The organism is Ignavibacteria bacterium (assembly GCA_017303675.1).
In the GTDB taxonomy this organism is placed as follows: domain Bacteria; phylum Bacteroidota; class Ignavibacteria; order Tepidaquicellales; family OLB5; genus OLB5.
Genome location: JAFLBX010000001.1, coordinates 352,116 through 365,040, shown reverse-complemented (window position 1 = coordinate 365,040; position 12,925 = coordinate 352,116). Strand labels below are relative to the sequence as shown.

The following is a 12,925-nucleotide window of genomic DNA, read 5'->3' as shown; positions in this document are numbered from 1 at the left end:
AATTATGTGTCTTGCAGTACCGGGAAAAATATTAAGCATTCAGGATTCCGAAAATGAACTGATGAAGTTCGGAAAAGTAAGCTTCGGGGGAATTGTAAAAGATGTGAACCTTGCTTATACACCTGAAGCAAAGGAAGGTGATTACGTAATTGTGCATGTCGGTTTTGCGCTCAATACAGTGGATGAATCTGAAGCAATGAAGGTATTTGAATACCTGAAGGAAATTGATGGATTGGATGAACTTTCAGGCGGGGAAAAGAATAATAGTATATGAAGTATATTGATGAATACAGAGATCCTGATGCGGCAAGAAAGTATTCTGAACTCATCCATAATATAACCACAAAAAGCTGGAATATTATGGAAGTATGCGGAGGTCAGACTCATGCTATTGTAAAATTCGGTCTTGATGAGCTGCTGCCCAAAAGCATTAGGCTCATTCACGGACCGGGGTGTCCAGTATGTGTAACTTCCCTGGAACTGATCGATAAATCTATAGAAATAGCTTCAAACCCGAATGTAATATTCTGTTCTTTCGGTGATATGCTTAGGGTGCCGGGCTCAAAAAAAGATCTTCTCCAGGTAAAATCTGAAGGAGGTGATGTCAGGATGCTGTATTCACCCCTGGATGCTTTAAAGATAGCAAAGAATAATCCGGATAAAGAAGTAGTATTTTTTGCTGTTGGTTTTGAAACAACAGCGCCGGCTAATGCAATGGCTGTTTACCAGGCCAAAGAGCATGGGATACAAAATTTTTCAATTCTTGTTTCTCACGTTCTTGTTCCGCCGGCTATGGAAGCAATTCTTTCAAGTGAAAGCTGTTTGGTACAGGGATTCCTTGCTGCAGGCCATGTTTGCGCCGTTATGGGTTATAATGAATATTACCCCATTGCTGAAAAATATAAAGTTCCTGTTGTTGTAACCGGCTTTGAACCACTTGATATATTGCAGGGAATTTATATGTGTGTAAAACAGCTTGAAGAGGGAAGGTTTGAAATTGAAAACCAATACGCCCGCGCTGTTAATAAGGAAGGAAATGTTAATGCTCAGAATATTGTGAGTTCTGTTTTTAAAGTAGGTACAAGAAAGTGGAGGGGGATTGGTGAGATCCCCGATAGCGGTTTGATACTTAATGAAAGCTTTATCGAATACGATGCATCTTTAAAATTCGGCTTAGCTGAGCTTGTTGTTGATGAACCTAAAGAGTGTATCAGCGGAATAATTCTGCAGGGATTAAAAAAACCACACGAGTGCGATGCGTTTGGTAAATTATGTACACCAGAGCACCCGCTTGGAGCTACTATGGTTTCAAGCGAAGGTGCCTGCGCAGCATATTACAGGTACAGGAAAAATAAGTAAACTTGTCATTCCTGCGAAGGCAGGAATCTTTATACAACACACCCCGTCATTGCCATCGGCAATGCCACCCCTCTTAAGAGGGGAATAAATGATATGAAAAACTTCAATATCCAGTGTCCGATACCAATAAGTGAATACCCGCGTGTACTTTTAGCGCACGGCGGCGGCGGCAGGCTTATGCATAACCTGATAGAAAAAATGTTCAGCGCTGCGTTCAGCAATGATATTTTGATGCAGGGACATGATTCTGCTCAGATTGATGTGGATTCAAAAAAAATTGCATTTACTACCGATTCATACGTGGTTAAACCGTTATTTTTCCCCGGCGGTGATATCGGCTCTCTGGCTGTTAACGGTACTGTTAATGATATTGCAATGAGCGGAGCAATACCCAAATATATCAGCCTTGGACTTATTATTGAAGAAGGTTTCCTGATGGAGGATTTATGGAAGGTAGTGCAAAGCATAGCTTCAGCAGCTAAAGCTGCAGGTGTTAAAATTGCCACCGGTGATACAAAAGTTGTAGATAAAGGAAAAGGGGACGGGATTTTTATTAATACATCCGGTATCGGAACCATTGAACACAATTTAAATATTTCTCCAAAACGTATCAAGCCGGGGGATGTAATATTACTTAACGGGGATATCGGCAGGCATGGTATTGCAATTATGGCTGAGCGTGAAGGTCTTGAGTTTGACCATAAAATAGAAAGTGATTGCGCCCCTTTAAATTTTATAGTAAAAGATATTATTGATAGCGGGATCGATGTTCATTGTATGCGTGACCTGACACGCGGGGGACTTTCAAGTACACTAAATGAGCTGGCAGAATCAGCAGGTTATGAAATTGAAATTGATGAAGTTAAAGTTCCCGTGCATGAAGATGTGAGCGGCGCATGTGAAATACTTGGCTTTGACCCTATGTATGTAGCAAATGAAGGTAAGTTTATAACTATAGTACCACAGGAACATGCTGATAAATGTTTGAATATTTTACATAATCATAACAATGAATCATCAATTATCGGAAAAGTAAATGCCGCCGGTGAAGCAATTGTGAAGCTTAAAAGCCGCATTGGCACAATGCGCATTCTTGATATGCTTAGCGGTGAGCAGCTGCCGAGGATATGCTGAATCTTAAGAAATTATATTTAAAACCCTGCGGGTGCCGGCTGGATGGACCAAAGCTTTTTACCTGAATTAATATCAAATGCCATTACTCCGTCTCCTTTTACCTTCAACAGTACAATATTCCCGGATACTGATACTGTGATCCTGTCTTTTGATGATGAAAAACTTTGCTGGGAATTTTGTTCTTCGTCAATTTTCAGGTAATCAAAAAGCTCGCTTTGCTGCACCGACCATTTTTCATTGCCGGTAGTCGCTTCAATACAGGTGAATATCCTTTCGGATTTCTTTCCGGCAGCAGTTAAAGAAATTACAAAAACACTGTTCTCATCCTGTGCATAAATAATACCTTCAATGTATGATCTATCTGATACTTTTACAGAAGAAGCGTCATAACTCTTAAGCATGTTATTTCTGTCAGCATAGCTCATTAAAGTGGAGCGCTGCGAAAGTATGTATTTTACCGGAGCACTGATCTTATAAAGCTGTTTTCTTGAATCGTTATCTTCGCTTGCCATTCCGTAAATAAAGCTGTTTCCTTCTGCAGATTTTTCCAGCTCAGTCCTTAGAGCTCTATCATCTTTGAATATTTTTTGGAGCTCTACACTGAAGATTATATTGTTCCTGCCGTCTTTAGTATCAAATTTCACTGTTTTATCTTCAGGTCTAACACTTAACTCTGTTATACCTGAGCTGAGCTCAGGATAAATTGAAATGAATTCCGCGGTTTCACTCAACAGTTTACCTGTTTCTGCATCATAAATATTTATTCCTGCCGGTGTTTCTCCGTAAGCATTTGTGAACTGGTATACTTTATTATCTTTATGGATCAGCTGAGTGGAAGCAATAATATCGGGGAATTTATATTCAGTTTCGGTAATTACTTTATCGCTGATAGGATCGTAAATATAAGCAATCGTTTTACAGTCTATACAGGCTGCGCCGGTTGAATAATATCCCGGCCTTTTTTTAGTTTCGATATAAGTTTTTGAAGCATCGGTTAAAAGGAAAAATACAGGTGTGTTTCCTGTACGGTTTACAGTAACGGCATCAATAAATGCGCCGTTAAATCTTTTATCTTCATTTCTGGTGCCGGTAAATCTGTCTTTATCTTTAAGATCTTTAAACTTATCTGTTATCTGTTCAATGGTGCTGTTGGTTTTATTGTAAATATAATATCCTAAAAATACTGTAGCAGCAATTATCAGCAAAAATATTATCAATCCTGCTATTAAGCATCCCTTATTGCTTTTTTTTCTGCCATAAACCTGCTGCTGTATACCGGTGTTATTTGCTGAATAATTGTGCTGAGGTTCCATTTTAATATTTTTTTCTGTAATAATTTAATGTAAATATAACTCCGGCGCATTAAATATGCACAGAAAAATATTCTTTATTGTTTTCAGATAAATTTAAGCTTTTAAAGATAGTATAAGTCAGTTAAGAATATGATATTTATCCCAAAATAATACCTGTAAAGGAGTATTCAGATTAAATGTATAGTGTTTTATATTTGAATCAGAAACATGAAATAAACCTTTATTTAAATATTACCAATGAATACACTGAAAAACATCGAACCTTTATTATATATATCAGCAATAATAGCTTCTGTATTGTTCGCGGTTAAATTTCTGAATTAACCGCTGATCCGGCAGCTGATATTGTAAGGTCAATTCTTTAGAGGATATTAGCTGCCAGAAAAGTAGTACGTGAAGAATACTTAACGTAAATAATTATAATACTTCAGTTTTAAATTAACGAAAGGAGTGCCTATAAAATAAACTTGTTGGAAATGTAATATTATATAACATTTTCAATTACATAAAAAGCATTCAAAAAATTAAATTATTTCCACGAATAGTAAAGCCTGCTTTTTTTGAGCAGGCTTTTTTATAATTTCATGCTATTACCGGGTCTGTATTTTCCCTAAGTTTTCTTAACTCTCTTTGCTCCTGTTCGATCCTTTGCAGCCGCATGGAATCTGTTTTATATTTTTTGTTAAAGAATCCCATTGCGTAATTTCTGAATATGTACCACCAGAAACTTCTTTCTTTTAAAGAATCATCTATTAAGTGTTCAACCTTTTTATGCTCTTCCGGGACCTGGCTCCAGTGCAAGCCTGCTGTTTCATGATGAACCGTATGAAGCCCGTTATTAAACAGCATAAAATTAAGGAATCCTGTAAAATTACGTGAATGATTCCATTCAGATTCTTCATTTGCATGTACATGCTGTACATAATTGAAGATCAATACACTGAAAAGAGAAACTTGCTGCGGAATTATTACGTATAACAGTGCTTTTTTCCAGTCAAGAAGCAAAAAAGCTGCAATCCACAATACCAAAATGAAATATTGTGATATTGCCAGGTAAAACCTTGAACGTTTATTTTTAAACATATCCTTAAGGTAATCTCTTATTGCTTTTTGCTGGTAAAATCCGCTGATTGTTGGGTAAGTTAAAAGTGTAAGAAAATTATTTTTTTCACTGAACCTGTAGGTTATTGTGTAATCACCAATACGATTGTTCATTTTATGGTGATTTTTATTATGTGTTGGTATCCATGCAAATACAGGAAATCCATAAAATACTGTGAGCCACCAGTCCTGTAATGTATTGAGAAAATTTGATTTCCAGATTCTCACGTGATTATGATTATGTGTTATAACTGCAACCGAAATAGAAAAGAAACAATATATAATAAATACTACAGGATTAAAACCTATAACTGTCCATTGCAGAATGAACAGACTTGTAGTAATAAACATATAAATGAGTGTTTTGATATCTGCTTTGTATCTAAGCATAAAAAATTGTGTTTGTTTTATAAAATTAAAATTGTTTTTGTTATGCTGACAGTCAACTGAAAGATAACATGAAATGATATTTTATTGATGAGAAATTTATGAATTGCTGACTAAGGATACGGCTGATTTGATGAATACTCTCAACTTATACCAGATGTATGTAATTTAAGCATAAATTACCAAATTGTATATATACTTAAACGTAATCTAAAGTAATTAATTCCATTTGTAATTTATTAAAGATAAACATGTGATATGTAGTTACTTAAATGTAAAGACCCGGTAATAATATTACCGGGTCTTAATAACCCTAACTAAAAAATTAATTTAATCAGGAATACCGTTTCTGTCGTTATCTACAAAAACTTTTAAATGTGCATTAATATTATCTTTGATATTATTTTCTATATCACCGTGGTTTGCAGGATTACCCGGGTCAAGGTAAACGCCATTTTTAATAAACCATATATATGGTTTAGCGTGTAAAGTTATATTTGATTTTCCGCTTGCCGATACCTGCAAGTTTCCCGGAAAGGTCAGCTTTTGATGGGCTGATTTATCTGATTTAAAAACAAATGAAACGCCGCTGTATCTTCCTTTTACTACCACAGAGTACCTGCCGTTTATATCCACAAAATCAGGATCCGGGGGAGTTTCATTATCTGAAAGCTTGTGTATATCAAACTTTACTTTATCATAGGTTCCCGGCGGAATGTAAGCTATACTTACTATATTCAGGCTTGAAGCCATATTCAAATACAGTACATACGGACCGACCTTAAAATTGGTTGAATCCTGGTTATTGTTAGCCACATTAAGCTTAATATCCTTGATCAGAACTTTTACAGTATCAAGAATGAGTATTCCGATATTATTGCCAACGCTGTCACTTGAACTCATTACACTGAAATCTACATTATCAGCCTGGGTAGATACTGAATCTTCTCCGCATCCCTGCAAAAAGTAAAAACTTATTGCTAAAAGTGAGAAAATTGAAAATATTTTAAGTTTAGATCTGAACATTTAATTCCTTTCTTTAAATTTATATTATTTTTTATTTTTTCCTGTATTCTTTTTCTGGGCGCCGTCTTTTTTCATATCTTCATTGCCTCTTTCATTCTTTTTTTTATCATTACTGAATTTCTTATTCCCTTTTTCTTTACCGGGGCTGTTATCACTTTTCTTTTTAATGTCTTTTGACTTATTATCGTTCCCTTTGTTTTCGTTACCCTTGTTTTCTTTTATTTTTTCCTTTTGTTTGGAATCCCTGTTCCTGTCATCATTTTTTATCTTATTTTCGCTATCATGTTTGTTCTTTTTTTCATTATTATATTCTTTGTTATTGTTCTTACTCTCATTGTTCTTTCCGTTATACATTTCTTTATCATCTGAATATTTTCGTTCTATTCCCGGATTTTTATTTGTTTTGTTTTCATTTTTTCCGGAATTATCCTGGAATTCTTTAGAAGAATATTTTCTTTCATTTTCTTTTTTGGAAGCACTGTGGTAATCACTGAATTCTTTAGGCTTAGTTACCGGGTGTTTTACCTTAATTTCTTTTTTAACCTTTTTAAAATCCGGGGAATAAACAGTGTATTCCCTTTCTGAATAGTTTATTTTACCGCGGCTGTTAACATGATTGATTATTACCGGCTCAAAAGTTCTGCCGGTTACGTTTTGAATTATTGTCACATCCGGACCCCTGTTAATTACAGTATTATTTACAACAATAATTCCTTCAGGCCTGTGCCATTCTGTGATCTTTACCTTGTGCTTATGTTTATGAATTTTATATGAATACCTGTAAACTTCAGGTTCAATAAAATATCTTCTTTCAACTATAACATATCTTTCTTCATATACTGGCGGTGCAATTATTACATTGTTAACAATATATACACTTGGAGGAACAGGAGCCCACGCAACGTATTCCTCTTGTTCGCGCCAGTCTACCCATGCGGGAGCCCATACTCTGCCCGGTACCCATAGCCATCCCATTGAAGGTGTATATACCCATCTTCCGTAATGATGGGTAATTTCTTCATGCTGAGATGCAGCCCTGAAATACCAGCCGTTGCTGGTGTAAATCCACTGTCCGTTAGTGTAAGGCTGATAAACAGGCGGCTCTCCGGCAGTAATTCCTACTGCAAGATTCGGAGCAGGTTTCCATACAAAAAATGCCCCGAAGCTAACATCATCTGCATATGCGTCTTTAACACCAAAAATTTCTTTGAATGAAACCGATCTCCTGCTTTCGCCTCTAGCAGAACCGCGTTTTAGGTTTACCCCGATATCATCACTTTTAACCTCTATCCACTCTCCGTGAGGTGAGAGCTCATCATAAAACTCTTTGTAATCAACATTAAGGAGGTCTTCATCTGTTTCCTGGATATCATCATTGTTAATGTTAACCAGGTCAGCTTCTTTTACTTCGTCTCCGGCTGTTTCATCTGATGTTTTTGAACATGAAACAAGCCCGCTGAGAACAAACAGTATGAGAAATGCTGCTGAAATTTTAAATTTTGTGTACTTCATTGCTGAACCCCTTTTGTTATTTTTGATGAACTTCTATTGATCATTATAATTTGAAATCGATACCTAATTCCAAAGTATTAAAATCATTGTTACCCAAACCAAGCCTTACTGTGCCCGCTACTTTCGGACTGAAGAAATATCTCATGCCTAATTGTCCCCATAACCATGCGCCGCTTGAATAAGATACATCAGTTATGTAAACGGCATTCCTTGTTACATCTGTGTATGTATTGTTCACATAATTATAACCTGCTACTACTCCAAAGTATGGAACAAAGCTTCCGTCACCAATCTGGTTGAAATTGTAATTCAATTGCGCTCCTATTGATGTGAAGGAATATCTCCTGGAATCTCCATTACCATATGTATTTGTGAATGTGTAATATCTGAAGATACCTCCTAAACCCACTGTACCTATACCTGCCTGTGTTAGCTGAGACTCAAAGTTTACACCGAACATCGGTACATTTCCTTTAGCCCAAAAACCTAAAGAACCACCCAACAGGTTGTCTTTTTCTTTAAGCTGACTAAAAGAACTTGCGCAAATTATAACTGTTGATAATAAAAGTAACTTTAGATTGATCTTCATTCTATTTTACCCTTTCTTAATTTATTTTTATGCAAATAAATATAGGATTAATTAAATTTTTATAATCTGTTTATAACCATATAATTACAAGTACTGCAAAAAACGTGCCAAAAATTTATTGTTGAAAAATTATATTTTAGGGTAAAAAAGTGCCGAAATTAAGCGACATATGACAAAAATGTCATATAGATATTACTTAACAAGCACATATATTTTCAATATATTAGAATAAAAATTAGGTTAGCAGCCTTTACTTTTGCAATAATCAAAGTTCTTCTTAATGCATCAATGATGCTTTAAGAATTAATACATTTATCTTTAAAAAAGGTTCTTTCGGTTTATGTAAATGTCCCTTCAATATTTTAATCTTTGAACATCTTTACTATAAATGCTATAACTGCAAGGATGGCTATGATGATAATAATTCCAACCCAGATGCCGGCCTTGAAAACATCACCGATAAATTCACATCCCGGAAGAATTACAATCAAAACGGCGAACATAATTGAAAGATAAAGCACTGATTTTGGATTTTTCATTTTTTTGTTACCTTTCTTTGGTGTCTATTTTCAGCTTCTTCTATGGAATGCGATACTTTTAGATTTTTTTCTTTCTCAAACAATACTGCAAGTTTTCTGTAGTGGCGGTGGAGTGTTTCCAATTCTGCTTCGCTTATATCTTCAATATCCACCATTCTGTTGCTGGCATCTTTTGATGAAGCTAAAAGCTCATTGAGCTTTAAATGAATTGCTGCTGAATCTTTATTTTGTGTTCTTTGTATAATAAACACCATTATAAATGTAATAATAGTAGTGCCTGTATTTATTATAAGCTGCCACGTTTCAGAAAATCCAAAGAACGGACCGCTGATAATCCAAACACCGATAAGGGAAATACTGATAATAAATGCCGGGGTACTGCCTGAAAATCTGGTTAGAACAATTGATAATTTTTCAAATATATCAGTGTCCTTTTTTTTAGCCATTAACAATTTCTCCGCCATTTGGATGTAAAATCTGACCTGTGATATATGAAGAATCATCGGAGGCTAAAAAAACGTAGCAGGGGGCAGTCTCTTCAGGCTGCCCCGCCCTGCCCAAAGGGACATCTGTACCGAATGTAGCGACGTCCTTAGGAGGAAATGTTGCCGGTATTAGGGGTGTCCAGATTGGGCCGGGTGCTACGCCGTTAACTCTTATCCCGCGTTTTGCAAGATTTGCTGAAAGAGATCTTGTAAATGTTACTATTGCTCCTTTTGTTGCAGAATAATCAATTAAATGACCGCTGCCTCTGTATGCGGTTACGGAAGTTGTATTTATTATTGATGAATTTTTCTTTAAATGTTTTAATCCGGCTTTCACCATATAAAACTGTGAAAAAATATTGACCCTGAATGTTTTTTCAAGCTGGCGGGAAGTGATCTTTGTGATATCATCCTGCGGATACTGTACTGCAGCATTATTTACAATTATATCCAGGGAACCAAAATTTTTTATACACTCGTTAACTGCTTTTTTACAAAAGGATTCCGATGAAATATCACCTTTTATCAGAATGCAGTTCCCGTTAATTTCTTTTATTTTATTTTGTGTAAACTCAGCGTCTTTTATTTCATTTAGATATACGATAGCGGTATTGCATCCTTCTCGTGCAAATGCCACAGCAACCGCTCTTCCTATACCGCTGTCTCCCCCGGTAATGATTGCTGTTTTACCTGAAAGCTTACCCGAGGGTTTGTATTTAATTGAAGCGAACTTCGGTTTTGGCTCCATTAAGTATTCTAGCCCGGGCTGTTTCTGTTGAGAAGCGGCTTTCCTGGTTTTCCTTTTTTTAGAGCTCTTCTGCATATCAGTTAAGTTTTGTAAGTGCTCTAGGCTTATTGATGGTTAATTTGTTTTCTTTATAATGGAAACATGCAGAGATACATTTGATCCCTTTTAAGATTTTTGCAATTGCCCGGTTATTTGTCTTCCTGAAGTTGCTTAAATGTTCACCCGGTACTCCTTTATCACAAAAGGAAATACTTATCTTTTCTATGTCGTGTTCCCTGAAATTATCTATATACCGGTGCAGTATTTCAGAGGCTCTGTGCACCTTGAAATCCTGCAGATGGAAATATATGAACAGGTTATTGTTTTCGCCTTCTATAAATAGCTGATTCCCTACTTTTTCCATACCCGCTGCCTCCTGTGGTTTAAATTAGCAGTTTATATTGTTTCTTCGAAAACTTTTCTGAACTCTTTACGCGCTCTGTGGAGCCTGCTTTTAACTGTGCCAAGCGGCCAGTTCAGTTTTTTGGAAATTTCAATAAGTGAAAATTCTTCAAGATGGAATAATATTATAACCTGGCGGTAATCATCTTTTATCTTTTCAATAATGTTTACTATCTCAAAATACCTTAGAGTAATTTCTTCGGCTGGAGTGTGCGGTTCATTTACTATTGTGTCAAGACTGTAGCAGGGATGCGCCTGTTTTTTCCTGTTAAAATTAATGAACAGGTTTTTCATTATTCTGAATATCCATGCTTTTGAATTGGTGCCGGGCTCAAATGAGTCCAGGAACCTGTATGCCCTGATAAATGTATCCTGAAGCAGGTTTTCCGCATCAAATTCATTCATTGTCATTTTTCTTGCAATATTCAGGAAATACTTATGATGAATATAGATTTCATTCATAAACAGTGTATCTTTGGTTGATATAATATTTCTCATTTTTTTATTTCCTTTTCAATAAGCTTAATATTATTACTATAAATGCGATCACAAGCAAAATGTGTATGTAACCTCCCAGGAAGTTTGAAACTATTCCCAGGACCCACAGAATTATCAAAAGAATAAATATGGTCCAAAGCATTTAATTTACCCCCGTAAATTAATTTTTAAAATAAGTTTATAGTATAAACATTGAAAATATCCAGATTAACAGAAGAAGAATACTGAGCCACTTATATATTTCATCATTATCTTCTTCTTCAACCTCTATTGGTTCGTTAAACAGTTCTGTATTTTTATTTATTATCATGGCTGCTTAATTTAGTTTTTTATAAAAAGATCCAACACCCTTGGTTACTGCATTTATTATGTTCAAAATGTTTCTTGCTTTATTTAAAACAGAATCCCTGATTTCATCAATGTAAATTTCTGCTTCTTCTGTTTTGCGTACTACAATGCCGCTGATATTTTCAACATCTCCGCTTATTTTTACTGCTTTATCAGATATATTATTGATCTTTCCTGTGAGAATACTGATATCATTAAGAACAGGTTTAATATCATTTCCAATACCTTCGATCTTTGAGTTAATGGTATCAATGCTGCTGTTGAATTTCTTCAGGTATACAAGTATGTAAATACTTGCGGTAAAAATTCCGGCAAACATTATTATTTCTATTACTATTCTTATGATATTCAGTATTTCCACTGGGTTATACCTTATTTCCTTCTCTCTTCATTATAAGTATCAACCCCGGCTTTAACAGCATCTTTAATTTTTATTGCTTCATCGGTTATATATTCCTTGCCCTGGGTATAAAGCTTTTCAGTTCCTTTTGTAAGCTGATCTGCTTTTTTCCTGGCATCACTAATCAGGCTTTCTGCTTTTTTCCTTCCGTCAGAAATTATATTTGCTGCCCTGGTTTTCGCAGAATCTATATACTGTTCTGTTCCTTTTACAACTTCACGGCTTTTATTGCCGATGTCCTTCCTCAGCTCTCTTCCGCTTTTAGGTGCATACAGCAGTGCTGTAATGCTTCCGATTGCTCCGCCTGCCAGAAGGCCAAGCAAAAATCCTTTTGATGATGATGTCCTGTTTTCCATTTTAGAATTATTCTCCTCTTTATAGTTCATTTTTATTGTGATCTGAAGTTATTTCTGCCTTCTTTATTAATCTTAACATCAAACCTTAGTTTAAAACCGGTTGATTCATTGTAAGCTTCATCGAGGTAAAGCAGACCAAAAACCCGGTAAGGAGTTACATTATCGTCATACTTACCCTTCAGGTAGAATGCATAAACTGTATTGAACAGCAGCGGCGCTCTGAAGGATTCTGTGTTATCAGAAGTAAAGTCATTTTCAGTTAAAGAAGTATCGGTATCAGGTATTACTTTCATAGTATCGAACTGTGTCTGTGAAGCCTGCAGCATCACAAGCTTAAACCTTGTTCTGTACCCAGGTACAGATGAAGGAAAATCAGACTGGTCACCTGAACGGAAATAATAAACTGAATCACCTAAAGCTATTGAATCTATCAGATTTGCATCTTTATATCTGTTGGAATCCTGTACTATCTGTCCGTTAAAAAAATCAATCGCGCTCAGCGCTGCATCAAAAGGTATCGTTCTTTCTGAAATTATAAGATTATTGTAGTTTACAACCGAAGTATCTGAAGAAGGTGGTGTAATCGGGTCTTCGTCTTCACTGCAGCCTATGTATAATGTTGCGGCAGTACATAAAAATATTATCAGTGCTAATTGTTTCATTTGTGTATTTCCTTATTTTGATTTTTA

At 35.6% G+C, this 12,925-nt stretch carries 17 protein-coding genes; 3 read left to right on the top strand and 14 right to left on the bottom strand.

The window, feature by feature from the left end:
* The first annotated feature begins 4 nt into the window (after positions 1 to 4).
* From J0M37_01650 to hypE, 3 genes are all read left to right on the top strand, one after another.
* Positions 5 to 274: a HypC/HybG/HupF family hydrogenase formation chaperone gene (locus tag J0M37_01650; GenBank protein ID MBN8583770.1), complete on the top strand. Its 270-nt coding sequence runs from the start codon at positions 5 to 7 to the stop codon at positions 272 to 274.
* The gene (gene hypD, locus J0M37_01645; protein ID MBN8583769.1) at positions 271 to 1,359 is read left to right on the top strand and encodes a hydrogenase formation protein HypD; all 1,089 of its coding nucleotides are present in this window, start codon (positions 271 to 273) and stop codon (positions 1,357 to 1,359) included. Before J0M37_01650 ends, hypD begins: the two co-directional genes overlap by 4 nt.
* A 93-nt stretch (positions 1,360 to 1,452) precedes the next feature.
* Complete coding sequence (hypE, locus tag J0M37_01640; protein ID MBN8583768.1) at positions 1,453 to 2,493, top strand: hydrogenase expression/formation protein HypE; 1,041 nt, start codon at positions 1,453 to 1,455, stop codon at positions 2,491 to 2,493.
* A gap of 17 nt (positions 2,494 to 2,510) precedes the next feature.
* Here the strand turns inward: hypE and J0M37_01635 are convergent, their stop codons facing one another.
* From J0M37_01635 to J0M37_01570, 14 genes are all read right to left on the bottom strand, one after another.
* Positions 2,511 to 3,806 (bottom strand): PQQ-binding-like beta-propeller repeat protein, encoded by a 1,296-nt coding sequence (locus J0M37_01635; GenBank protein ID MBN8583767.1) that lies wholly within the window; start codon positions 3,804 to 3,806, stop codon positions 2,511 to 2,513.
* Positions 3,807 to 4,388: 582 nt separating this feature from the next.
* A complete protein-coding gene (locus J0M37_01630) occupies positions 4,389 to 5,297 on the bottom strand; it encodes a fatty acid desaturase (protein MBN8583766.1) in 909 nt (302 codons plus the stop codon).
* A 327-nt stretch (positions 5,298 to 5,624) separates the two neighbouring features.
* Entirely contained in the window at positions 5,625 to 6,320 is a 696-nt protein-coding gene (locus J0M37_01625; GenBank protein MBN8583765.1) for a hypothetical protein, read from the bottom strand.
* A gap of 24 nt (positions 6,321 to 6,344) precedes the next feature.
* Positions 6,345 to 7,832, bottom strand: coding sequence for a hypothetical protein (locus J0M37_01620; protein MBN8583764.1), 1,488 nt, complete (start codon positions 7,830 to 7,832; stop codon positions 6,345 to 6,347).
* 43 nt (positions 7,833 to 7,875) lie between these two features.
* Entirely contained in the window at positions 7,876 to 8,421 is a 546-nt protein-coding gene (locus tag J0M37_01615; GenBank protein MBN8583763.1) for a hypothetical protein, read from the bottom strand.
* 362 nt (positions 8,422 to 8,783) lie between these two features.
* Complete coding sequence (locus tag J0M37_01610; protein MBN8583762.1) at positions 8,784 to 8,960, bottom strand: hypothetical protein; 177 nt, start codon at positions 8,958 to 8,960, stop codon at positions 8,784 to 8,786.
* Positions 8,957 to 9,406 (bottom strand): low affinity iron permease family protein, encoded by a 450-nt coding sequence (locus J0M37_01605; GenBank protein ID MBN8583761.1) that lies wholly within the window; start codon positions 9,404 to 9,406, stop codon positions 8,957 to 8,959. Before J0M37_01605 ends, J0M37_01610 begins: the two co-directional genes overlap by 4 nt.
* Complete coding sequence (locus tag J0M37_01600) at positions 9,399 to 10,268, bottom strand: SDR family oxidoreductase (GenBank protein MBN8583760.1); 870 nt, start codon at positions 10,266 to 10,268, stop codon at positions 9,399 to 9,401. The genes J0M37_01605 and J0M37_01600 overlap by 8 nt, the downstream gene beginning before the upstream one ends.
* 1 nt (position 10,269) lies before the next feature.
* The gene (locus tag J0M37_01595; GenBank protein MBN8583759.1) at positions 10,270 to 10,596 is read right to left on the bottom strand and encodes a hypothetical protein; all 327 of its coding nucleotides are present in this window, start codon (positions 10,594 to 10,596) and stop codon (positions 10,270 to 10,272) included.
* A 32-nt stretch (positions 10,597 to 10,628) separates the two neighbouring features.
* Positions 10,629 to 11,132 (bottom strand): sigma-70 family RNA polymerase sigma factor, encoded by a 504-nt coding sequence (locus J0M37_01590; protein MBN8583758.1) that lies wholly within the window; start codon positions 11,130 to 11,132, stop codon positions 10,629 to 10,631.
* Between the two features lie 4 nt (positions 11,133 to 11,136).
* Positions 11,137 to 11,274: a lmo0937 family membrane protein gene (locus J0M37_01585; GenBank protein MBN8583757.1), complete on the bottom strand. Its 138-nt coding sequence runs from the start codon at positions 11,272 to 11,274 to the stop codon at positions 11,137 to 11,139.
* A gap of 174 nt (positions 11,275 to 11,448) precedes the next feature.
* The gene (locus J0M37_01580; GenBank protein MBN8583756.1) at positions 11,449 to 11,841 is read right to left on the bottom strand and encodes a hypothetical protein; all 393 of its coding nucleotides are present in this window, start codon (positions 11,839 to 11,841) and stop codon (positions 11,449 to 11,451) included.
* A gap of 11 nt (positions 11,842 to 11,852) precedes the next feature.
* On the bottom strand, positions 11,853 to 12,266 hold the full coding sequence (locus J0M37_01575) for a YtxH domain-containing protein (GenBank protein MBN8583755.1): 414 nt from the start codon (positions 12,264 to 12,266) through the stop codon (positions 11,853 to 11,855).
* A 2-nt stretch (positions 12,267 to 12,268) separates the two neighbouring features.
* Positions 12,269 to 12,898: a hypothetical protein gene (locus J0M37_01570; GenBank protein ID MBN8583754.1), complete on the bottom strand. Its 630-nt coding sequence runs from the start codon at positions 12,896 to 12,898 to the stop codon at positions 12,269 to 12,271.
* Between the last annotated feature and the right edge of the window lie 27 nt (positions 12,899 to 12,925).

Bases quoted from the DNA above. Each gene is read 5' to 3' on its own strand.
- J0M37_01585 (MBN8583757.1), bottom strand. From the start codon at position 11,274: ATGCTTTGGACCATATTTATTCTTTTGATAATTCTGTGGGTCCTGGGA.
- J0M37_01590 (MBN8583758.1), bottom strand. From the start codon at position 11,132: ATGAGAAATATTATATCAACCAAAGATACACTGTTTATGAATGAAATC.
- hypE (MBN8583768.1), top strand. From the start codon at position 1,453: ATGAAAAACTTCAATATCCAGTGTCCGATACCAATAAGTGAATACCCG.
- J0M37_01630 (MBN8583766.1), bottom strand. From the start codon at position 5,297: ATGCTTAGATACAAAGCAGATATCAAAACACTCATTTATATGTTTATT.
- J0M37_01635 (MBN8583767.1), bottom strand. From the start codon at position 3,806: ATGGAACCTCAGCACAATTATTCAGCAAATAACACCGGTATACAGCAG.
- J0M37_01620 (MBN8583764.1), bottom strand. From the start codon at position 7,832: ATGAAGTACACAAAATTTAAAATTTCAGCAGCATTTCTCATACTGTTT.
- J0M37_01605 (MBN8583761.1), bottom strand. From the start codon at position 9,406: ATGGCTAAAAAAAAGGACACTGATATATTTGAAAAATTATCAATTGTT.
- J0M37_01625 (MBN8583765.1), bottom strand. From the start codon at position 6,320: ATGTTCAGATCTAAACTTAAAATATTTTCAATTTTCTCACTTTTAGCA.
- J0M37_01600 (MBN8583760.1), bottom strand. From the start codon at position 10,268: ATGCAGAAGAGCTCTAAAAAAAGGAAAACCAGGAAAGCCGCTTCTCAA.
- J0M37_01610 (MBN8583762.1), bottom strand. From the start codon at position 8,960: ATGAAAAATCCAAAATCAGTGCTTTATCTTTCAATTATGTTCGCCGTT.
- hypD (MBN8583769.1), top strand. From the start codon at position 271: ATGAAGTATATTGATGAATACAGAGATCCTGATGCGGCAAGAAAGTAT.
- J0M37_01615 (MBN8583763.1), bottom strand. From the start codon at position 8,421: ATGAAGATCAATCTAAAGTTACTTTTATTATCAACAGTTATAATTTGC.
- J0M37_01575 (MBN8583755.1), bottom strand. From the start codon at position 12,266: ATGAACTATAAAGAGGAGAATAATTCTAAAATGGAAAACAGGACATCA.
- J0M37_01595 (MBN8583759.1), bottom strand. From the start codon at position 10,596: ATGGAAAAAGTAGGGAATCAGCTATTTATAGAAGGCGAAAACAATAAC.
- J0M37_01570 (MBN8583754.1), bottom strand. From the start codon at position 12,898: ATGAAACAATTAGCACTGATAATATTTTTATGTACTGCCGCAACATTA.
- J0M37_01650 (MBN8583770.1), top strand. From the start codon at position 5: ATGTGTCTTGCAGTACCGGGAAAAATATTAAGCATTCAGGATTCCGAA.